The organism is Streptomyces sp. NPDC107581 (assembly GCF_055657175.1).
This window is the reverse complement of sequence record NZ_JBVKBH010000009.1, coordinates 64,562-84,865: the sequence shown is the minus strand read 5'-3', so window position 1 is coordinate 84,865 and position 20,304 is coordinate 64,562. Positions and strand designations below refer to the sequence as shown.

The 20,304-nt window shown below is 72.9% G+C and carries 17 protein-coding genes; 8 read left to right on the top strand and 9 right to left on the bottom strand.

What is annotated here, in order from left to right; translation table 11 throughout:
* Positions 1–84 precede the first annotated feature (84 nt).
* Positions 85–1,254: a thiolase C-terminal domain-containing protein gene (locus ACZ7P3_RS23700; protein WP_472084760.1), complete on the bottom strand. Its 1,170-nt coding sequence runs from the start codon at positions 1,252–1,254 to the stop codon at positions 85–87.
* Positions 1,255–1,372: 118 nt separating this feature from the next.
* On the opposite strand from ACZ7P3_RS23700, the gene ACZ7P3_RS23695 reads away from it, so the two are divergent.
* Positions 1,373–2,557 carry an acyl-CoA dehydrogenase family protein gene (locus ACZ7P3_RS23695; RefSeq protein WP_472084758.1) on the top strand — a complete coding sequence of 395 codons (1,185 nt, stop codon included), beginning with the start codon at positions 1,373–1,375 and terminating at the stop codon, positions 2,555–2,557.
* Between the two features lie 46 nt (positions 2,558–2,603).
* Positions 2,604–3,086: a nitroreductase family deazaflavin-dependent oxidoreductase gene (locus ACZ7P3_RS23690; RefSeq protein ID WP_472084756.1), complete on the top strand. Its 483-nt coding sequence runs from the start codon at positions 2,604–2,606 to the stop codon at positions 3,084–3,086.
* Between the two features lie 558 nt (positions 3,087–3,644).
* Here ACZ7P3_RS23690 and ACZ7P3_RS23685 read toward each other — a convergent pair.
* The gene (locus ACZ7P3_RS23685) at positions 3,645–4,265 is read right to left on the bottom strand and encodes a LysE family translocator (protein WP_472084754.1); all 621 of its coding nucleotides are present in this window, start codon (positions 4,263–4,265) and stop codon (positions 3,645–3,647) included.
* A gap of 82 nt (positions 4,266–4,347) precedes the next feature.
* Here ACZ7P3_RS23685 and ACZ7P3_RS23680 point away from each other — a divergent pair, with 82 nt between their 5' ends.
* On the top strand, positions 4,348–4,800 hold the full coding sequence (locus ACZ7P3_RS23680; protein WP_472084752.1) for an Lrp/AsnC family transcriptional regulator: 453 nt from the start codon (positions 4,348–4,350) through the stop codon (positions 4,798–4,800).
* Between the two features lie 232 nt (positions 4,801–5,032).
* Here ACZ7P3_RS23680 and ACZ7P3_RS23675 read toward each other — a convergent pair whose 3' ends face one another.
* Positions 5,033–5,680 carry a TetR family transcriptional regulator gene (locus ACZ7P3_RS23675; RefSeq protein WP_472084750.1) on the bottom strand — a complete coding sequence of 216 codons (648 nt, stop codon included), beginning with the start codon at positions 5,678–5,680 and terminating at the stop codon, positions 5,033–5,035.
* A 122-nt stretch (positions 5,681–5,802) separates the two neighbouring features.
* Between ACZ7P3_RS23675 and kbpA the strand changes: the two genes are divergently transcribed.
* Positions 5,803–6,534 (top strand): AfsK-binding protein KbpA, encoded by a 732-nt coding sequence (gene kbpA, locus ACZ7P3_RS23670; RefSeq protein ID WP_472084748.1) that lies wholly within the window; start codon positions 5,803–5,805, stop codon positions 6,532–6,534.
* A gap of 243 nt (positions 6,535–6,777) precedes the next feature.
* Positions 6,778–9,126, top strand: a complete 2,349-nt coding sequence (afsK, locus tag ACZ7P3_RS23665; protein ID WP_472084746.1) for a protein serine/threonine kinase AfsK — start codon at positions 6,778–6,780, stop codon at positions 9,124–9,126.
* A 229-nt stretch (positions 9,127–9,355) separates the two neighbouring features.
* Here afsK and ACZ7P3_RS23660 read toward each other — a convergent pair whose 3' ends face one another.
* The 4 genes from ACZ7P3_RS23660 to ACZ7P3_RS23645 all read right to left on the bottom strand — a co-directional run bounded on the left by ACZ7P3_RS23660 (position 9,356) and on the right by ACZ7P3_RS23645 (position 12,510).
* Positions 9,356–9,937 (bottom strand): hypothetical protein, encoded by a 582-nt coding sequence (locus ACZ7P3_RS23660; RefSeq protein ID WP_472084744.1) that lies wholly within the window; start codon positions 9,935–9,937, stop codon positions 9,356–9,358.
* A gap of 231 nt (positions 9,938–10,168) precedes the next feature.
* Positions 10,169–10,942, bottom strand: a complete 774-nt coding sequence (locus ACZ7P3_RS23655; RefSeq protein ID WP_472084742.1) for an enoyl-CoA hydratase/isomerase family protein — start codon at positions 10,940–10,942, stop codon at positions 10,169–10,171.
* On the bottom strand, positions 10,939–11,346 hold the full coding sequence (locus ACZ7P3_RS23650; RefSeq protein WP_472084740.1) for a Zn-ribbon domain-containing OB-fold protein: 408 nt from the start codon (positions 11,344–11,346) through the stop codon (positions 10,939–10,941). The genes ACZ7P3_RS23655 and ACZ7P3_RS23650 overlap by 4 nt, the downstream gene beginning before the upstream one ends.
* Positions 11,347–11,355: 9 nt before the next feature.
* On the bottom strand, positions 11,356–12,510 hold the full coding sequence (locus ACZ7P3_RS23645) for a lipid-transfer protein (RefSeq protein WP_472084738.1): 1,155 nt from the start codon (positions 12,508–12,510) through the stop codon (positions 11,356–11,358).
* Positions 12,511–12,607: 97 nt separating this feature from the next.
* Between ACZ7P3_RS23645 and ACZ7P3_RS23640 the strand changes: the two genes are divergently transcribed.
* Entirely contained in the window at positions 12,608–14,215 is a 1,608-nt protein-coding gene (locus ACZ7P3_RS23640) for a FadD3 family acyl-CoA ligase (protein ID WP_472084736.1), read from the top strand.
* Between the two features lie 348 nt (positions 14,216–14,563).
* Here ACZ7P3_RS23640 and ACZ7P3_RS23635 read toward each other — a convergent pair whose 3' ends face one another.
* Entirely contained in the window at positions 14,564–14,773 is a 210-nt protein-coding gene (locus ACZ7P3_RS23635; RefSeq protein ID WP_472084734.1) for a hypothetical protein, read from the bottom strand.
* Between the two features lie 207 nt (positions 14,774–14,980).
* The gene (gene afsR / locus ACZ7P3_RS23630) at positions 14,981–17,950 is read right to left on the bottom strand and encodes an SARP-family global regulator AfsR (protein ID WP_472084732.1); all 2,970 of its coding nucleotides are present in this window, start codon (positions 17,948–17,950) and stop codon (positions 14,981–14,983) included.
* A gap of 189 nt (positions 17,951–18,139) precedes the next feature.
* Here afsR and ACZ7P3_RS23625 point away from each other — a divergent pair, with 189 nt between their 5' ends.
* Together ACZ7P3_RS23625 and ACZ7P3_RS23620 are read left to right on the top strand one after the other, a co-directional pair.
* On the top strand, positions 18,140–19,372 hold the full coding sequence (locus tag ACZ7P3_RS23625; RefSeq protein WP_472084730.1) for an amidohydrolase family protein: 1,233 nt from the start codon (positions 18,140–18,142) through the stop codon (positions 19,370–19,372).
* Positions 19,369–20,295, top strand: coding sequence for an LLM class F420-dependent oxidoreductase (locus ACZ7P3_RS23620; protein ID WP_472084728.1), 927 nt, complete (start codon positions 19,369–19,371; stop codon positions 20,293–20,295). The genes ACZ7P3_RS23625 and ACZ7P3_RS23620 overlap by 4 nt, the downstream gene beginning before the upstream one ends.
* Positions 20,296–20,304 lie beyond the last annotated feature (9 nt).

Here is a 20,304-nt window from a genome sequence, read left to right as displayed (position 1 = left end):
GCGTCTCGGCGGCGAGGGCGTCCATGAATCGCTCGGCCCCACCGGCGGACGGGGAAGCCCTTTCGCCCTTCGGGCGCCGGCCGGTCACCGGGCCAGGACCACGGTCCCCGAGGAGCAGAACCACCCGCCGGTCCCCGACGCCACCCCCAGCCGCGGCGGTTCGCCGTCCCTGCCGTGCACCTGGCGCTCGCCGGCCTCCCCGCGCAGCTGTCGCACCGCCTCCACGAGCAGGAACAGTCCCCGCATGCCGGGGTGCTGGGCCGACAGGCCGCCCCCGTCCGTGTTCACCGGCAGCTCGCCGCCGCGCACCCGTAGCCGGCCCTTCTCCACGAACGCCCCGCCCTCGCCCTTCCCGCAGAAGCCCAGGTCCTCCAGGGTCACCAGGGTCATATAGGTGAAGGCGTCGTAGATCTCGGCGAAGTCGATCTCGGAGGGGCGCACCCCGGCCCGTTCGAAGGCCAGCCGTCCGCTGACCGCCGCCGGGGAGACCGTGAAGTCGGGCCACTCGGACATCGTGGCGTGGGAGAGGTGCTCGCCGGTGCCGAGGATCCACACGGGAGGCGTACGGCAGTCCCGCACGTACTCCTCGGCCGCCAGCAGTACGGCGGCCCCGCCGTCGGAGCGGATGCAGCAGTGCAGCTTGGTGAAGGGGTCGGCGATCATCGGCCCGGCCAGGACCTCGTCCACCGTGATCGGCTCGCGGAACATCGCCGCCGGGTTCAGGGCCGCGTTGGCCCTCGCCTGCACGGCCACCTCCGCCAGCTGCTCGATGGTCGTACCGTGTTCGATCATGTGGCGGCGGGCGGCCATCGCGTACTTGGCGATCAGGGTGTGCCCGTAGGGGACCTCGAACTGGAGGGGCCCGCGCGCGCCGAAGGACAGATTCCCGGTCCTGCGGCCCGCCCGGATGTCCGCCCGCGCTGTCGAGCCGTAGACCAGCAGGACAGCGTTGGCGTGGCCCGCCGCTATCGCGTCCGCCGCGTGCGCCGCCATGACCTCCCAGGTCGAGCCGCCCACGGAGGTGGAGTCCACCCAGGTGGGGCGCAGGCCCAGGTACTCCGCGACCTCCACCGGGGCGAGGGTGCCGAGGCCCGCGGAGGCGAAGCCGTCCACCAGGGCGCGGTCCAGGCCCGCGTCCGCGAGGGCGCGGCGGGCCGCCTGGGCGTGCAGGGCGTACGGGGTCGCGTCGTCCACGCGGCCGCAGTCGGAGAGGGCCACTCCGGCCACGGCGACTTTCCGGCTCCCGGGCATCATGAATCTGACGGTACATCAGATCCGGTGCGGCGCGGCAGGTGCCGTACCCCTGGGCTTCCCCCTCCGTCCGCCCTAATATGACGCACCGTCAGATCAGGTCGGAAGGATCGGATCAGCCATGGACACGCGCCTCACCGCCGAGCAGGACGAGATCCGCCGCACCCTGCGCGAACTGCTCCGCAAACGCTGTGGCGCCGAGGAGCTGCGAGCCGCCGTCGCCGGCCCGGCCGGCCACGACCCCGACCTGTGGTCCGCCCTCGCCGACCAGCTCGGACTGCCGGGCCTCGCGCTCCCCGAGGCCTACGGCGGCGTCGGCTGCTCGGTCACCGAACTCGCCCTCGCCGGTGAGGAGGCGGGACGCGTCCTCGCCCCGTCCCCGCTGCTGGCCAGCTCCGTCCTCGCGGCCCCGCTGATCCTCGCCCTCGGCACCGAGGCCCAGCGGGCCGAACTGCTGCCCCGCCTCGCCGCCGGCACCCGCACCGCCACCCTCGCCGTCCCCGGCCCCGCCCTCACCACCGCCCTCGCCCTGACCGGCCACAACGGAGGGGAGTGGGCCGGCGGGGGCAGGGCCGGTGGTGTGCAGGCCCGGCACACCACGGCGGGCTGGCGGCTGTACGGGCAGGTCGACCAGGTGCTGGACGGGCACAGCGCCGGGCTGCTCGTCGTCGCCGCGCACACCGGCGGGTTCGCGCGCTCCCGCACGCTGCTGTTCCTGGTCGAAGGGGACGCCGAGGGCGTCGTACGGGCCCGGCAGACCGCACTCGACGTCACCCGGCCGCAGGGGAGGGTCCAGCTGCGGGACGTGACGGCCGAGTTGCTGGGCACCGCCGACGCCGACGTGCTCCCCGCCCTCGCCGCACTCGGGGAGACCGCCGCCGCCGTGCTCGCGGCCGAGGCCGTGGGAGCCGCCGGCCGGGCGCTGGAGCGGACCGTCGAGTACGTCGGACAGCGGGAGCAGTTCGGGCGGGCCGTCGGCTCCTTCCAGGCGGTGAAGCACCGGCTCGCGGATGTGTATGTGTCCGTGCAGGCCGCCCGCTCGGCCGCCCACTACGCCGCCTGGGCGACGGTGAACGGGGAGCGGGTGGGCGGGCTCGCCCTCGCGCAGGGGCTGGAGGCGCTGCGGTGCGCGGCGGGGGAGGCGATCCAGCTGCACGGCGGGATCGGGTTCACCTGGGAGCACGAGGCCCACCTGTACTTCAAGCGGGCGGCCGGGGACGAGCTGCTGTTCGGGCCGGTGCACCGGCTGCGGGAGGCGGCCGCCGAGACCGCGGGGCTGTTCGTGCGCGGGGAGGCGGCCCTCTGATGGCCGGCGCCGGCGTGCGGTTCGTGCGCGGGGAGGCGGCCCTCTGATGGCCGGCGCCGGCGTGCGGTTCGTGCAGAAGGTGTCCGCCACCCGGGCCTTCGCGAAGGTCGCCCCGCATGTGGTCCCGGCCGTGGACCGGGCCGTGCACCGGCTGACCCGGGGGCGGGTGCTGCTCAGCGCCCGGATGCTGCCCGGGGTGATCCTCACCTCCACCGGCGCCCGCAGCGGGCTGCCCCGCCGGACCCCGCTCGCCTGCATGCCGGAGGAGGACGGCGAGGGCTGGCTCCTGGTCGGCTCCAACTTCGGGCGGACCGGCCACCCCGCCTGGACCCACAACCTGCTGGCCCACCCGGACGCCTCGATCAGCTGGCACGGCCGGGACATCCCCGTCACGGCACACCTGCTCACAGCCGAGGAACGGACCGCCGCCTGGACCGAACTCCTGACCTTCTGGCCGCCGTACGCCACCTACCAGGCCCGCGTAACCCGAGAGATCCGCCTCTTCCGCCTCACCCGCCAAAACCCCTGACCGCGACGACGACTACGGCTACGACTACGGCTATGGCTGCGGGCGGGTAGGGCTACGGACGTGAGCGCGGGCGCGGCGTGGGTGCATGTACGGCTACGGGCGTGAGTACGGTGACGGCCGAGGGCCCGGCAGTTCCCCAGGGGCGCGGGGAACTGCGCGACCAGCGACGACGCTGCCGCAGTCGACCGACGGACCCGGCGCCCGCGGGTGCCCAGGGTGCGGAACGGCCGAGGGCCCGGCAGCTCCCCAGGGGCGCGGGGAACTGCGCGACCAGCGACGACGCTGCCGCAGTCGACCGACGGACCCGGCGCCCGCGGGTGCCCAGGGTGCCGGACGGCCGAGGGCCCGGCAGTTCCCCAGGGGCGCGGGGAACTGCGCGACCAGCGACGATGCTGCCGCAGTCGACCGACGGACCCGGCGCCCGCGGGTGCCCAGGGTGCGGAACGGCCGAGGGCCCGGCAGTCCCCCAGGGGCGCGGGGAACTGCGCGACAAGCCACGACGCAGCCGCAGCCAACGCACGGACCCGGCGCCCCACGACCCCCCCGGCCGCAGCGAAGCTAAAGCGTTGCCAACCGCTCCACCAGCAAAAACGCGCCGATTCCGAGCATCGCCGCCCCCGACGTGCGGGTGACCGCGCGAGCCGCCGCCGGCCGGGCCGCCAGCAGCACACGGGCGAGCACACCGACAGTGAGGTAGACGGCCGCACAGCACGCCATGTGGAGCAGCCCCATCGCCGCCGTCTGCGCGGACACCGGGAGATGGGCGCCCGTGAGCGTGAGGAACTGGGGCAGCACCGAGAGGTAGAGCAGCAGACCCTTGGGGTTCAGACCACTGATCGTGGCGCCCCGCAGGAAGAGCCGGCGGTCGGCGCCGGGCGTCTCGTCCGCCGCCCCCGGCAGGGCCGGGCGGCGCAGCACACCCCAGCCCAGCCACAGCAGATACCCGGCGCCCGCCACCGTCAGCGCCGTCAGCAGCCGGGGCGAGCCCGCCACCAGCACCGCAAGGCCCGCCGTCGCCAGGGCCGTGTGCAGGGCGTACCCCGAGACCAGCCCCGCCACCGCGCGCGGCACCGAGCGGCCGCGCAGGGCGGTCGCGATGACATACGCCCAGTCGGCGCCCGGCACGCACACCAGCAGCAGGTCCACGGCGAGGAAGGAGAAGAGCAGTCCCGAGTCCATGCTGGGGACATTAGGCGTGAATGGCCCGAAAGTGTTCCTGAAGTTTGCCCATGATCGCGGTTTCTGAGCAAATATCTTCTTCATGGACGACGTCGATCGGAAAATCCTTGCCGAGCTGCAGCAGGACGGGCGGCTGACCGTGACCGAGCTGGCCGCCCGGGTACGCCTGAGCGTCTCGCCCTGCCACCGGCGGCTGCGCGAGCTGGAGCGGTCCGGTGCCGTCCAGGGCTACCGGGCGGTGGTCGACCCGGCCGCGCTCGGGCTGAACTTCGAGGCGCTGGTCTTCGTCTCCATGCGGCAGGAGGACCGGGACACGGTCGCCGAGTTCGAGCGGGCGGTCAGCGAGCTGGAGCACGTGCTGGACGCCCAGCGGCTGTTCGGCGAACCCGACTACCTGCTGCGGGTGGCCACCGCCGACCTCGCCGCCTTCCAGCGGCTGTACGACGAGCGCCTCGCGACCCTGCCGGGCGTGCAGCGGCTGACCTCGACGCTGGTGATGAAGCACGTGGTGCGGGACCGGCCGCTGCCCGCATAGCGGCGCAGGCGGTGGCTCACCGCATGTGAACCACCGCCTGCCAGACAGGACTTGAACATGGACCCGGAGGCCGGGGCCTGATAGATCGAAACCCGGAAGATCGGAACCTGTTGCATCGAAACCCGGAAACCCGGAGGGCCGGAAACCGGAAGGCCGGAAACCCGGAAACCGGAAGGCCGGAGCCCGGAGCCCGGAGGACCGGAGCCCGGAGGGCGGGCCGGGCGCTACCGCGTCACTTCGTCGGCTTCTTGCCGGTCACGCCCAGGTGGACCAACAGCGCAAGGTTCGGCTTGAGTTCGGCCTGCTTGACGCCCCAGCTCTGGAAACCCTTCTGGTGCGCGGCCACCGCCGCGAGCATCGCGACCATCGAGCCCGCGATCGCGGCCGGGTTCACGTCCTTGTCGACCCTGCCCTTGGCCTGCAGTTCCGCGATGGAGTCCGCGAGGGAGTTGTTCACCGAGTTCAGGATCTTCATGCGGATCTTGTAGAACCGTTTGTCCCCCTCGGCCGCCCCGAGGTCCACCACGCGCAGGATCGCATCGTTCTTCCGCCAGAACTCCAGGAAGCCGTCGACGAGTTCCTGTGCGGTCTGCCAGCCGGCCTTGCCGGCCCAGGAACGCCCTGCGAGCAGCTCGGTCAACCCGGCGCCCTCGGCGGCCATTTGCTCGGCGACCTCCAGGACGGCGCCCTCGACGTCCGGGAAGTACTGGTAGAAGGTCGCGGGTGAAGTGCCCGCCTTCCGGGCGACATCGATGACCTTGACGTCCCGGTAGGGGGAGGAGCTGAGCATCTCGCTGAGGCAGTCGAGCAGCTTCTGCCGGGTCGCCTGCCCACGCCGGCCGGCCACGCGGCCGTCGACGGTACGCACTTGTCCTGTCATGCCGTCAGCTTACCGAGGGGTGATCGGAGCGCGATTCGGCCGACTGCAAATGGGGTGCACGGGTCCGCCGGGGGTGGTGTGGCTGGTCTGCGGGGTGCGCGCGGCCCGGTTACTTTGACGGCATGGCCGAAAACAGGGCATCGGTGTACGGAGAGGGCGTCCCCTGCTGGGTCGACGCCCAGCTTCCCGACGTCGAGGCGGGCAAGCGGTTCTACGGTGAGCTCTTCGGGTGGACCTTCTCCGAGCCGGGGGAGGCCTACGGCTCCTCCGTGTGGGCCCGGCTGGACGACGAGCCCGTCGCCGCGCTGGCCCGCAAGGCGGACGGCCGGATGCCCACCGTCTGGACGGTGTACTTCGCGGCGCCGGACGCCGGGGTCCTGGGCCGGCGGATCACCGCGGCCGGCGGCCAGCTCGTCACGGCCCCGCTGCCCCTGGACGACCTCGGCGTCTTCGCGCTGGCCGCCGACCCCGAGGGCGCGGTGTTCGGGCTGTGGCAGCCGGGCACCCACGCGGGGTTCGGCCGCTGGCACGAGCCGGGCACGTTCGCCTGGGTCGAGCTGTACACCCGTGACACCGCCGCGGCCAACGCCTTCTACGGCGACATCTTCCACGAGGCCCTGTTCGGCGCCGACGCCGAGCCCGACTTCGGCCGCGCGGACGTCTCCGAGGTCTTCCCGGCCGAGATGCCCCCGCACTTCCTCGTCCACTTCGGGGTCACGGACCTCGACGACTCCCTCGGGGCCGTACAACGGCTCGGCGGGCGGGTGCAGGCGCCGCCCTTCGAGGCGTCGTACGGACGAGTGGCGGTCGTCACCGACAATCAGGGGGCGTCGTTCGCGATACTGCAGCGGTGATGCGCGCTGCAGTGGTGGCACGGCGGCACGGCGGCGCGGCGGCACAGTTGAGAAATGACCTTATTCGGTCGTATTCGAACCTGTTCGTCCTGAGACACCCCGATTTATCACTGGGTTCGCCACCGGCCGTCCGGCCAGGAAGAATCAGGGTGCGTGCCGCCATGGCGGTGCGGTGGTGAGACGCTGCACTTCGGTCGCGTACATATGTGGGTGGCGCGGCTCGTACGGGGAGGTGGCAGGCAAGTGGTGGATCAGCTGACACAGCACGATCCGCGGCGGATCGGGCCGTTCGAGGTGCTGGGCCGGCTGGGCGCCGGCGGCATGGGGCTGGTCTATCTGGCACGCTCGGCATCCGGCCGGCGCGTGGCGATCAAGACGGTCCGCACGGAGCTCGCCGAGGACCAGCTCTTCCGTGTCCGCTTCACCCGTGAGGTGGAGGCGGCCCGCGCGGTCTCCGGCTTCTACACGGCGGCCGTCGTCGACGCCGACCCGCGCGCCGCCGTGCCCTGGCTGGCCACGGCCTACGTTCCCGCGCCCTCGCTCGAAGAGATAGTGAACGACTGCGGGCCGCTCCCGGCCCAGGCGGTGCGCTGGCTGGCGGCGGGCGTGGCCGAGGCCCTGCAGTCCATCCACGGCGCCGGCCTGGTCCACCGCGACCTGAAGCCCTCCAACGTCCTGGTGGTCGAGGATGGGCCCCGGGTGATCGACTTCGGCATCGCCTCCGGCGTCTCGAACACCCGTCTGACGATGACGAACGTCGCCGTCGGCACCCCCGCCTACATGTCCCCCGAGCAGGCCAAGGACTCCCGCAGCGTCACCGGCGCCAGCGATGTCTTCTCGCTCGGTTCGATGCTGGTCTTCGCCGCCACCGGACACCCGCCCTTCCACGGCGCCAATCCGGTCGAGACCGTCTTCATGCTGCTGCGCGAGGGCCCGGACCTCACCGGCCTCCCGGACGAACTGCGCCCGCTGATCGAGTCCTGCATGCAGATGGAGGCCACCGGCCGGCCCAACCCCGCCGACCTCCAGGCCCAGCTCGCCCCCCATCTCTTCGGCTCCGGCTCCGACGACAGCGGCACCGCCTCCGCCTGGCTGCCGGAGAAGGCCGTCGGCCTCATCGAGTCCCGCCGCGGCGGCCGTGCCGCCGTCAAGCCCGCCCCCGCCTCGTCCGGCCCCCGCAGCGGCGGCCGCTCGGCCCTGCCCCCGCCGCCCTCGTACGACCCCGCGGTCCCGGCCCCCGCACCGGTCGGCGTGGGTGCGCCCGACACCGGCCCGGTCCGGCTGGCCGGCGCCCAGGTGCCCATCGGCCCCGGCCCGCGCGTCGCCGACGCCCGCGCCGCCGCCGTCAAGGCGCCCCCGCCGGAAGCCGGCCTGGTCGCCAGCTGGTCCCGCCCCCGCCCCGGCGTCAACGGCGCCGACCCCGGTGTGGCGCCCGCCCCGGCCGCACCCCCGGAGACGGCCTCCGGCTGGCGCCCCTGGCGCTTCCGGATGTCGAACGACGTCTGGGGCACCCCGTCCGTCGACGGCGACCTGGTCTACGTCACCTCCTTCGAGGTGCACGCCCTGGACGTGGCCACCGGCCGCCGCCGTTTCAAGACCCGGGACGTCGCCTGGTCCATGGCGGTCGCCGACGGCCGTATCCACGCCTCCGACGGCCCCACCCTCTTCGCCCTGGACGCCCGCGAGGGCGGCGACCTGTGGCGGCTGTCCACCGATGCCTGGGTGTACTCCCTGAAGGCCGACCACGGCACGGTCGTCACCGGCACCCGCGGCGGCGGCGTCCAGGCCTGGGAGGCCGCGAACGGCCAGAAGCTGTGGGAGATCAGCGGCTGCCAGACCGACTTCGAGTCCCCCGAGGCCGGGCCCGCCGTCCACGACGGCACGGTCTACGTCTGGCAGGACGCCCGCCTGCGCGCTCTCGAGGCCCGCACCGGCGAGGAGCGCTGGTCGTACCCCATAGGGGACGCGGCCTCCTGCGGCGGCGTCCCGGTGCGCATCACCCCGGCCCCCGACGGCTACGTCTACGTCTGCGCCGGCACCCGCGTGCTGGCCGTCGACGTGGCGAGCGGCATGGTCCGCTGGCACTTCGAGGCCCCCGCGGTCTTCCTGTGCCCGCCGGCCTACGCCCCGGGCCCGGCGGTCACCGGCGGCGGCATCTACCTGGCCGACTACCTCGGCACGGTCTACGCCCTGGACGCCACCGACGGCCGCGACCGCTGGCGCATCGCCACCGAGGCCCGCTCCTCCATCGAGCCGGTCCTGGTGGTGGCCGGACACGTCCACGTGGGCAGCGGCAAGGGCCTGTACACCCTGGACGCGGTCACCGGCACCCCCAAGTGGCGCTTCCAGGCGGGCGGCGACGTCGTCGGCGCTCCCTCGGTCGCCGAGGGCCGTATCCACTTCGGCTCCACCGACCATCTGCTGTACACGCTGAAGGCCGACGACGGCCGGCTCAGGTGGAAGCTGGCCACGGGCGGCGAGATCACCGGCTCGCCGGTCGTCAAGGACGGCGTGGTGTACGCGTGCAGCAAGGACCGGTGCGTGTACGCGCTGGACGCGGAGAAGGGGACGGGCACGGCCCGGACGGCCTGACTGCGTGACGGCCGTCGTACCGGTACACGGAAGGGCTCCGGACGGCGGCCGTCCCACGCCTGACGCTACCCCCGGCGCCGGGCACCCGCCAGGCGGTGCCGGGGTGCCCGGACCCGCAGGCCGGCGGCAGGCCCCAGGAGGGCTTCAGGGCTTTCGAACGCTTCCGTCACTGCGGTGGGGCCGGGCGGTGGAGCCGCGGAGACGGCTCCACCGCGGTGACGGGAGGCGTTCACAGGTGGGCGCTGATCACACCGCCCGCGCTGAGCACGATGTACACCCCGTTGGCGTCGACCCCAGCGTCGTGCTGGTTCGCGTTCAGCGTGGCGGCCACACCGTCGTGGCCGATGATCTGCGCGCGGTACCGGTCGTCGTCGATCTTCGTGACCTTGGCCGTCCAGCCGCCCGCGAGGTGGAAGGTGCCCGGTCCCTGGTGTCCGCCGCCCATCCAGGAGTGGACCTGGCCGTCCAGCGTGAGCACGATGAACATGTCGTTGGCGTCGAGCCCGGCGTCCTGTTGGTTCGTCTCCATCGTGGCCAGGACCTGACCGCGGTTGACGATCTTGGCGAGGTAGTGCTGGTCGCCGAGCCGGTAGATCTCGGCCTTGCTGCCGTCCGGCAGGGTCTGGGTGCGGACCGGGGACGCCGTCCTGGCCGCGGCGGCCGGTGCGGTGGTGTGGTGCACGGCGGCCGTCTCCGGGGCGGCGGCGGCCTTGCTCCCGCTCTGGAACGCGGTCAGCGAGAGTGCCGCGGCGGCGGTGACGGCCACCAGGCCGGCGGTACGGGCGGTGCGGCGGGCACGGCGAGTGGTCATGATCGAAAGCCCCCATGGAGTGTCTGGATGCGGCACCCGCGCCTGCTCCCGCAGGACGGCCGGCCGCGTCTGCTGTTCGCTACACCCCGTCAGATGGCGTCCGGACAGGAGTTGTTCACCCGGTTCTGTCCGCACTTGGTAACAAGGGACCCGGCGCCGCCACGCGAGTCCTCGAGCCCCGCGGGCCCCGCCCTTCCTCGGGGCGGGCCGGCCCGGTCCGGAGGAGGGGCCTCAGCGCAGCCGGTACTCCGGCCGCCTCCCGGCGAACAGCTCCGCCTGCCGTTCGGCCGGCAGGTTCCCGAGCGCGATCAGATGCGGCGCCTGCGCGAACGCCTGCGCCCGGACCGCCTCCTTGGCGGCCCACAGCGCCCGCACGGTCCCCTGCACGCCCTGCGCCGGATACCCGGCGATGACCGTGGCGCAGCGCACGGCCGCCTCCAACGCGCACCCCTCCTCGGTGAGTTCGGACACCAGCCCGATCTCGTGGGCGCGCCGGGCGGAGAGCCGCTCCGCGCTGCCCATGAGCATCATCCGTGCGACCTCCCCGTACGGCATCCGGTGCGCCATGAGCACCGATTCGTAGGCGCTCACCATCCCGTACGTCGTGTGCGGGTCGAAGAAGGCGGCCGTGGTGTCGGCGACGACGAACTCGCTCTCCCCGAGCAGATAGAAGGCGCCCCCGCAGGCCATCCCGTGCACGGCGGCCACCACCGGCTTCCACAGGTCGTTCGCCTTCGGGCCGATCGTCAGCAGCGGATCGTCCTGCATGTACGGCGACGAGGGCTGCGGCACCGCGAAGTCCCGGTCGATGCCGGTGCAGAAGGCCCGCTCCCCGGCCCCGGTCAGGACGACGGCCCGCACGGAGTCGTCGAACCGCAACTCACGCCACACACCGGCGAGTTCGCGGACCATGTCCCCGTCGACGGCGTTGAGCCGCCCGGGCCGGTTCAGGGTGACGACGGCGACGCCGGTCTCCTTGTCGGTGCCGAGTTGGACCGCGGTCATGACAGCACCCACTGCACAAGCTCGTCGGAGAACACCGCCTGCACCCGGGCGCCGATCCTGATGCGCTGTGGATCGAGGGAATCGAGCCTCGCCCCGGCACGGCTCACCAGGTTCCCGACGAGCCGTATCAGGGGCACGTCCTCCAGCTCCACGACCACGACGTTGTACGGCGCCTGTTCCGCGTAGTCGGGCAGCAGCGGCGGATGCGGCACGACGTACGACCACACACGTCCGCGCCCCGAGACCGGCCGCCACTCGCTCGCGAAGGACTGGCAGTGCGGGCAGCAGGGCCGGGGCGGGAAGCGGGCCTCGCCGCAGTCGGCGCAGGCCTGGACCCGCAGCTCGCCGCGGGCGGCGTACTCCCAGAAGGGGGCGCCGTCGGTGTCGGTGACGGGATTCAGCATGAGCTCACCTCAACTCCTCAGCAGCAGAGCGGACGTCGGAACGCCTTCACCGGCCGTCACCAGACAGGTGGCGGCCCCCGGAACCTGCGCGGTACTGCTGCCGCGCAGCTGCCTCACCCCTTCGTTGATGAGGTTGAAGCCGTGCACATAGGCCTCGGAGAGCCCGCCGCCCGCGGTGTTGACGGGCAGCCGCCCGCCGATCTCCAGGGCGCCCTGCTCGGTGAAGGCCCCGCCCTCGCCCCTCCCGCAGAAGCCGTATCCCTCCAGGGACAGGGGTATCAGGGCCGTGAACGCGTCGTAGATCTGCGCCACGTCCACGTCCTCGGGCGTGAAGTCGGCGTGCTTCCACAGGTGCCGGGCGGCGGTCCAGGCGGGCCCGGTGAGCGGGTCGTCGTTCCAGTAGTTGACCATGCCGTGGTGCTGGGCGGGCAGCCCCTGGGCGGCGGAGTGGACGTAGACCGGGGTCCGGCGGCAGTCCCGGGCACGCTCTCGGCTCACGACCACACAGGCGAGGGCGCCGTCCGTCTCCAGGCAGTTGTCGAAGAGGCAGAGCGGCTCGCTGATCCACCGCGAGGTCATGTACATCTCGCGGGTCAGCGGCCGTTCGTACATCATGGCGGCGGGATTCTGGTTGGCCCGGTTCCGGCAGGCGAGGGCGACGTTGAACAGATGGTCGCGGGTCGCCCCGTACTCGTGCATGTAGCGACGGGTGAGCATGGCGATCTCGTCGGCGGGCCGCAGCAGCCCGAAGGGCCTGGTCCACTGGGCCGGAGTGGGCAGCTGGACCGCGGTGTTGGTCCAGGGCCGCGCCCCGCTGCCCCGCTTCCTCGACCGCCAGGCGACGCCGACGGTGGCCTGCCCGGCGGCGATGGCGGCGGCGAGGTGGGCGACGGTCGCGCAGGATCCGCCGCCCCCGTACCCCACCTTGCTGAAGAAGGTGAGGTCCCCGAACCCGACGGCCTTCGCCAGCTCCACCTCGTCGGTCTCCTCCATGGTGTAGGAGGCGACGGCGTCGACCTCGTCCGGGGCGATCCCGGCGTCGTCGAGCGCCGTGAGGACGGCCCGGCAGGCGAGCGTCCTCTCGTCCTCGGGCAGCCGCTTGGCGAAGGCGGTCTGCCCGATTCCGACGATGGCGGTGGCGTCTTTCAACCCCGGTCCTGCCATGGTGCGCACACCTCCGCGAGGTCATCCTGCGCTGACAGCCCGTCAGGTTACAGCTAATCTGACGGACAGTCAGCTCTGTGTGTGGGGGAGGCCTGCTGTGAGCGATTGGGGAACCATTCCTCGTCTGGTGCGGACGGCGGCGGAGCGGTACGCGGACACCGAGGCGGTGGTCGAGGGGCGTACGCGGATCACCTACGCCGAACTGGGCGCCCGGGTGGAGCGCGCGGCGGCGGCCTGCATCGCGAGCGGCGTGCGCAGGGGCGACCGGGTGGCGATCTGGTCCCCCAACTCCCTGGACTGGATCGTCGCGGCGCTGGGCGCGGTCTCGGCGGGAGCGGTGCTCGTGCCGTTGAACACCCGCTTCAAGGGGGCCGAGGCGGCGGACGTGCTGCGCCGCAGCGGGACCCGGCTGCTGTTCGTGACGGGCACGTTCCTGGGCACCTCGTACGTGGCCTCGCTGCGGCGGGCGGCGGGAGACCCGGACGGCTCCGGCCGCCCGCTGCCCGGGCTGCCGGCGCTGGAGCAGGTGGTGGTGCTGTCGGACGACGCCCCCCGGGACTTCCGCACCTGGAAGGACTTCCTGGCGGGCGGGGAGGGGGTGGGGGAGGCCGAGGTGCGCCACCGCGAGGGGACGCTGGCCGGCCACTGTCTGTCGGACATCGTCTTCACCTCGGGCACGACGGGCCGGCCCAAGGGCGCGATGATCACGCACGAGCAGACCCTGACGGCGTACGACATCTGGGCGGACCTGGCGGGCCTGCGCACCACGGACCGCTATCTGATCGTCAACCCCTTCTTCCACACCTTCGGCTACAAGGCCGGGGTGATCGCCTGTCTGATGCGCGGGGCGACGATGATCCCGCAGCCGGTGTTCAACGTGGACACGGCGCTGGCGAACATCGCGGCGGAACGGGTGTCGGTGCTGCCCGGCCCGCCGACGCTGCACCAGTCGCTCCTGGACCACGCGTCCCGCGACGCGCACGATCTCTCCGCCCTGCGCCTGGTGGTGACGGGCGCGGCGGTGGTGCCGCTGCGGCTGGTGGAGCGCCTGCGCGGCGAACTGGGCGTGGAGACGGTCCTGACCGCGTACGGCCTCTCCGAGGCGAGCGGCATCGTCACGATGTGCCGCCGCGGCGACGACCCGTCGCTGATCGCCTCCACCTCCGGCCGGGCGATCCCCGGTACGGAGGTGAGGGTGGCCGGACCCCGGGGCACACCGGTGCCGCCCGGCACCCCCGGCGAGGTGCTGGTCCGCGGCTTCAACGTCATGCGGGGCTACTACGAGGACCCGGCGGCCACGGACGAGGTGATCTCGGCGGACGGCTGGCTGAGCACCGGCGACGTGGGTGTGCTGGACGAGGCGGGCAACCTGCGCATCACGGACCGCCTGAAGGACATGTTCATCGTCGGCGGCTTCAACGCGTACCCGGCGGAGATAGAGCAACTGCTGGGCATCCACCCGGATGTGGCCGACGTCGCGGTGATCGGCATACCCGACGCCCGCCTCGGAGAGGTCGGCAGCGCGTACGTGGTGCGCAGGGCGGGCGCGGTCCTGACCGCCGACGACCTCATCGCCTGGGCGCGGCGGGAGATGGCGAACTACAAGGTGCCCAGGGCGGTGGAGTTCGTGACCGAGCTGCCGCGCAACGCGAGCGGGAAGGTGGTCAAGGGGGAGCTGCGGGCGCGGGCGGGCCGCCGGCCCTGAGCCGCGTCACCCTCGCACGGCCGAAGGCCCCCGGAGGGAAGAGAGGACGGTCCCCTTCCGGACGGGGGCACGGAACCGCCCGCGGGAGCGGTCAGTTCTCGAGGCCGATCAGCACGGCGGCGCCGGCGACGGCCGCTGAGCACAGCGCCGTGCACACCATGCCCCGGCCGGCCCCGGCCGTCACCTCCGGTGGAAGCGGCGCCCTCCGGAGAAGGCCGGTTGACCGGCTTCGGCGGCGAGGGCAGGTCGGTGCGGGTGGCGCTGTGGCAAGGCCCCCGGACACGCCTCGGCCGCGACGGCTCCCCCTCCGCGCCGCCGCGGCCGATCCCCCGTCGTGCTGTGAGGGCGTTACGCCTTCTCGGAACCGGCGTGGTTCTCCAGGGTCTTGAGGATGTCCTTCTGCGCGAGACCGGCGTGGTTCTCGAGCGGCTTGATGGTCTCGCTCTCCGTGGTGCTCCCCGCGTGGTTCTCCAGGGGCTTGACCGTGGAGCCGTCGTCCGGGCTGCCGGCGTGGTTCTCCAGGGTGGTGATCTCGTTCTTCTGCGAGGTCTCGCTCATCGTCGGCAACTTTCTGTCGAGCGTCCTAGAAGGATGATGGGCCCGTCCGGCAGCTCCCCCGAGGTGCCGCCGGACGGGCTTCAAGGCCGTTCACCTTAACGGTGCGACCAGTGCCGTTGCCGCCTGCCCCCCGACGCGACGGTCTGGCACCAATGAGGATGGCGATCGGCGATAAACAAAAAATGAACGCTGCGTCCTGCGGCTCCGTCAGGCCGTGGCGGCGGGGCGCAGGAGGGCCTTCACCTCTTCGGCTTCGGCCGCGCCGAACTGCTCGTGGACGTTGAGAGCCTCGCTCCAGCACGCCCTCGCCCGGTCGGTCTGCCCGAGCCGGTTGAGCGCCTGGCCCAGTGCCGTCAGCACGTTGGCCCGCATCCAATCACCTCCGATGACGTGGAGGGCAAGAGCCTGCTCGGCATGGCGTGCCGCAAGCGCGTGCTGCCCGCCGGCGAGATGTGCCTCGGCGATACGGAAGTTGGCCGTGCCCTCCCAGAGGCGCTGCCGGTTCTCCTGGAACAGCCGGAGCGACTCGTGGAGTTGCTCCAGCGCCTCGGGGGCCCGGTCGGCGGCGCTGAGCGCGATACCGAGGGCGAGCCGCGCATTGGCGACACGGAGCGTCAGCCCGAGCTGGTCGTAGATGGCCAGTCCCCTGCGGGCCAGTTCGGCAGCGCTGTCCAGCCGCCCCAGTTTCACGTGGATACGGGACAGATTGCACAGGGCGCTGGCCTCGCCCGGGAGGTTTCCGTCGGCGCGGTAGTTCGTGATCGCCTCTTGGAGGTGCTTCTCGCCGTCGTCGTTGCGTCCCTGGTAAAGGGCGATGATCCCGCGGTCGTTGGGGGCCCAGCAGCAGGGCGCGAGATCGCCCGCGGCCTGCGCCAGCAAGGTGGCCAGGCGGGCCTCTTCGTCGGCCTGGGCGAACCTGTCGGAGACCAGGAGCGCGTTGGTCAGCGCGGTACGGGCCCGGCCCTCGGCCCGGCTGTCGCCCGCCTCATGGGCCATGTCGCGCAGGGCCGCGGCGGTGGCCTCGTACTGGTACGAGTTCGCGCCCGACTCCGTGAGGTCCTTGGCCACCCACAGAAGGTCGACGGCACGCCTCAGCATGCCGTTCCCCGCGCTCTGGCGAACACAGGCCAGCAGGCAGTCTCCTTCCGCGTGCAGCCAGTCGACCGCGGCCTTCGAGCGGGTGAACGCCAGGCCCGGGTGGCGCGTGCCCTCCAGGTGATCCACCAGCCGGTCCCCCGGCCGCTCGATCGCATAGACCCGGGCCGCCGTGGCCAGGTAGAAGTCCAGCAACCGGGACATCGCGGCCTCCCGCTCACCGGGCAGCCGCTCGTCCCGCTCCGCGCACGCACGCGCGTAGAGCCGGACCAGGTCGTGGAAGCGGTAGCGCCCCGGCGCAGCCGACTCCAGCAGCGACGTGTCGACGAGGGACTCCAGCAGGTCCTCCGTCTCTTCCGGCGGAAGGTCCAGGACCGCCGCGGCCGCGGCCAGGGACATGTCCGGGCCGTCGGCCAGGCCGAGCAGGCGGAACGCGCGGGCCTGGGCCGGCTCCAGCTGGCCGTAGCCCAGCTCGAAGGTGGCCTTCACGGCCAGGTCGCCGGCCTGGAGTTCATCCAGGCGGCGCCGCTCGTCCGCCAGCTTGGCGGCGAGGACCGACACCGTCCAGGTGCGCCGCGCCGCGAGCCGGGACGCCGCGATGCGGATCGCCAGGGGCAGGAAGCCGCACGCCGCCACCACGTCCAGCGCCGCCTCCCGCTCCGCCGCCACCCGCTCCTCGCCCACGATCTTCGTGAACAGGGCGAGGGCCTCGTCGGGGGACATCACGTCCAGGTCGACCAGGTGGGCCCCGGCCAGGTCCACCATCCGGACCCGGGAGGTCACGAGGGCCGCGCAGCCCTCCGTGCCCGGCAGCAGGGGCCGTACCTGGGCCGCGTCCCTGGCGTTGTCCAGCAGGACCAGGACCCGGCGGCCGTCCAGCACCGAGCGGTACAGGGCCGCGCGCTCCTCCAGGCTGTCCGGGATCGCCGAGTCCGCCGTGCCCAGGGCGCGCAGGAACGAGCCGAGCACCGTCTCCGGTTCGGCCGCGCGCGGCCCGGCCCCCTGCAGGTCCACGTACAGCTGCCCGTCCGGGAAGGCCGGACGGGCCCGGTGCGCGATGTGGACGGCCAGCGTCGTCTTGCCCACGCCCCCGATCCCGGCCAGCGCCGAGACCGCCATCACCCGGCCCTCCGCCGCCGCCTCCGAAGCGGACGCCAGCACCTCGCTCAGCTCGGAGACGAACGCGGCACGTCCCGTGAAGTCGGGCACGGACGCCGGGAGCTGGGCGGGGCGCACCTGGACCACCGAGGGTTCCGCCACCGGGGCGGAGGGCTCCGCGAGTGCCGGGTCCGCCTGGAGGATGCGCTGCTGCAGTTCCCGCAGGCCCGGCCGCGGGTCCACCCCCAGCTCCTCCGCCAGCAGGCGCCGGGTGTCCGCGTACACCGCCAGCGCCTCCGCCTGGCGGCCGCTGCGGTACAGCGCCAGCATGAGCAGTTCACGCAGGCGCTCACGGAGGGGGTGCGCCGCGGTCAGCGCGGTCAGCTCGGAGACCGCCTCCGCGTGACAGCCCTGCTCCAGGTCCATGTCGAGGCGGGATTCGAGGAGCTGGAGACGCCACTCCTCCAGACGGACCCGTTGGGCGTCGGCGTAGGGGCCGGGCACGCCTGCCAGGGGTTCGCCGTCCCACTGGCCCAGGGCCCGTTTCAGCAGGTCACGCGCATGACACAGATCCCCTGCACTGCGCGCCTTCTCCGCCTCGGCCGCCAGTTCCTGTGCCACCGCCAGGTCCAGCGCGCCCTCGCGCGGCGCGCGCACGGCGTAGCCGCCCGACTCGCTGACCAGGACCCCGGGGTCCAGCACCTTGCGCAGCCGCGAGGCGTACGTCCGCAGTGCCGCCAGTGCCTGGGACGGCGGTTCGGTGCCCCACAGCGCGTCGATCAGTTCCGCCGCCGTCGCCGTACGGCCCTCGCGCAGCAGCAGGGCGGCCAGCAGGGCGCGCTGTTGCGGGGAGCCGGTGTTCAGCGTCTCCTCGCCGCGCCAGGCCCGCACCGGACCGAGCACGCCGAAGCGCAACGTCGCCGGCGCCGCGACGGCCGCGGAGCCGGGACGCCGCTGCTCAGGCACTCGCGGTCCACCGTCCATGCGTTCGCCCCCCTAGGCATCACGAACAACTCCGTCAGTTTGCCTTGTTCAGGGCGGTTGCGTCAGCCGTGGGAGACGCCGATCACAGACCGGTACACCTCAGTACACAAGGTCCTCACACGGTCTTTGCACAGAGTCGGCCGACGCCACTAGCTGACGGGTCGTCAGATCGGCGCTACGGTGAGCGCCATGGACACCCAGAGCGACTTCCCCCGGATCATTTCCGTGGACGACCACACGGTGGAGCCCGCGCACGTCTGGCAGGACCGGCTTCCGAAGAGGTACCTCGACACCGGGCCACGGATCGTCCGCGCCCCGCTGAAGGACATGACCTTCCTGGGCGGGCGGTTCAACCCCGTCATGGGTGAGCCGGGGGACGAGGGGCCCCTGGGCGACTGGTGGGTCTACGAGGATCTGCACCGGCCCCTGACCCGGCTCGACACCGCCGTCGGCTACAGCAGGGACGACATCAAGCTGGAGGTCATCACCTACGGGCAGATGAGGGCGGGCTCGTACGACGTCCCCCGGCGCCTGGCCGACATGGACGTCAACCACGTCCAGTCCGCCCTCTGCTTCCCCACCTTCCCCCGCTTCTGCGGCCAGACCTTCACCGAGGCCCGGGACCGGGAGCTCGCGCTGCTCTGCGTCCGCGCCTACAACGACTGGATGGTGGAGGAATGGTGCGGGCCCGAGGCGCACGGGCGGCTCATCCCGCTGACCCTCATCCCCCTGTGGGACGCCGAGCTGGCCGCGGCGGAGGTGCGGCGCAACGCGGCCCGCGGGGTCCGGGCCGTCGCCTTCTCCGAGATACCCCCGCACCTGGGCCTCCCCTCCGTCCACACCGACGACTGGGACCCGTTCCTCGCGGCCTGCGACGAGACCGGCACGGTCGTCGCCATGCACATCGGCTCCAGCAGCCGGATGCCCTCCACCTCCGCCGACGCCCCGCCCGCCGTCGGCTCCACCATCACCTTCGCCAACTGCTGCTTCTCGATGGTGGACTGGCTGATGAGCGGGAAGTTCGAGCGCTTCCCGAACCTGCGGATCATGTACGCCGAGGGGCAGATCGGCTGGATCCCGTACATCCTGGAGCGCGCGGACGTGGTCTGGGAGGAGAACCGGGGCTGGGGCGGGGTCGCCGAGAAGGTCCACCGGCCGCCGTCCGAGCTGTTCGCCGGGCACGTCTACGGCTGCTTCTTCGACGACGCCTTCGGGCTCAGGAACCTCGACTCCATCGGCGTCGGCAACGTCCTGTACGAGACCGACTACCCGCACTCCGACTCCACCTGGCCGAAGTCCCGCGAGGTCGGCGAGGCCCAGATGGGCCACCTGCCGGCGGACGTCGTGGAGCGGATCGTGCGGGGGAACGCGATCGAGCTGCTGGGGCTGAGCGAGGACGGGCTCTGGCAGGGGTCCCGGTGAGCCGCCTGGCCTACGGCGTCCAGCTGCCCGTGCAGTCCCAGAGCACCCTCTACACGGAGGGCTGGGAGGCCGCCGCCGGGCCCGCCGACCTGGTCGGGATCGCGCGGGCGGTGGAGCGGGCCGGGTTCGACTACCTCGCCGCCTGCGACCACGTGGCCGTCCCGCGCCGGCTGGCCCCGGCGATGAGCACGGTCTGGTACGACCCCGTCGCCACCCTCGCGCACCTCGCCGCCGTGACCGAGCGCGTCCGGCTGCTCAGCCATGTGGCCGTCGTCGGGCTGCGCCACCCCCTGGTCACCGCCAAGCAGTACGCCACCCTCGACCATCTCTCCGGCGGCCGGCTCGTCCTCGGCGTGGGGGCCGGGCACGTCCGCGAGGAATTCGAGGTCCTCCAGGTGGACTTCGAGCGGCGCGGGGCGGTCCTGGACGAGGCGATCGACGCGCTGCGGGCCGCCCTCGGGCCCGAGGAGTTCCCCGAGCACCACGGCAAGCTGTACGACTTCGCCGACCTGGGGCAGCGGCCCCGGCCCGCGCAGGAGCACGTCCCGATCTGGGTCGGGGGCTCCTCGCCCGCCGCCGTCCGCCGCGCCGCGCTCAAGGGGGACGGCTGGCTGCCGCAGGGGGATCCACGGGACCGGCTGCCCGGCCAGATCGCTCGGCTGCGGCGGCTGAGGGAGGAGCACGGCATCGAGGGGCCCCTCACGATCGGCGCCATCACCGAGCCCCTGTACGTCGGACAGGCCGGCTGGGAGGTCGGGCGGCGCACCCTCACCGGGGCGCCCGAGCGGATCGCCGAGTCGCTGCGGGCGTACCGCGCGATGGGCGTGCACCAGATCCAGGTGCGGTTCCGCAGCCGGAACCGCAGTGAACTCATCGACCAGATCGGCGTTTTCGGGGCCGAGGTCGCGCCCCGACTGGACTGAGGAGCGGGC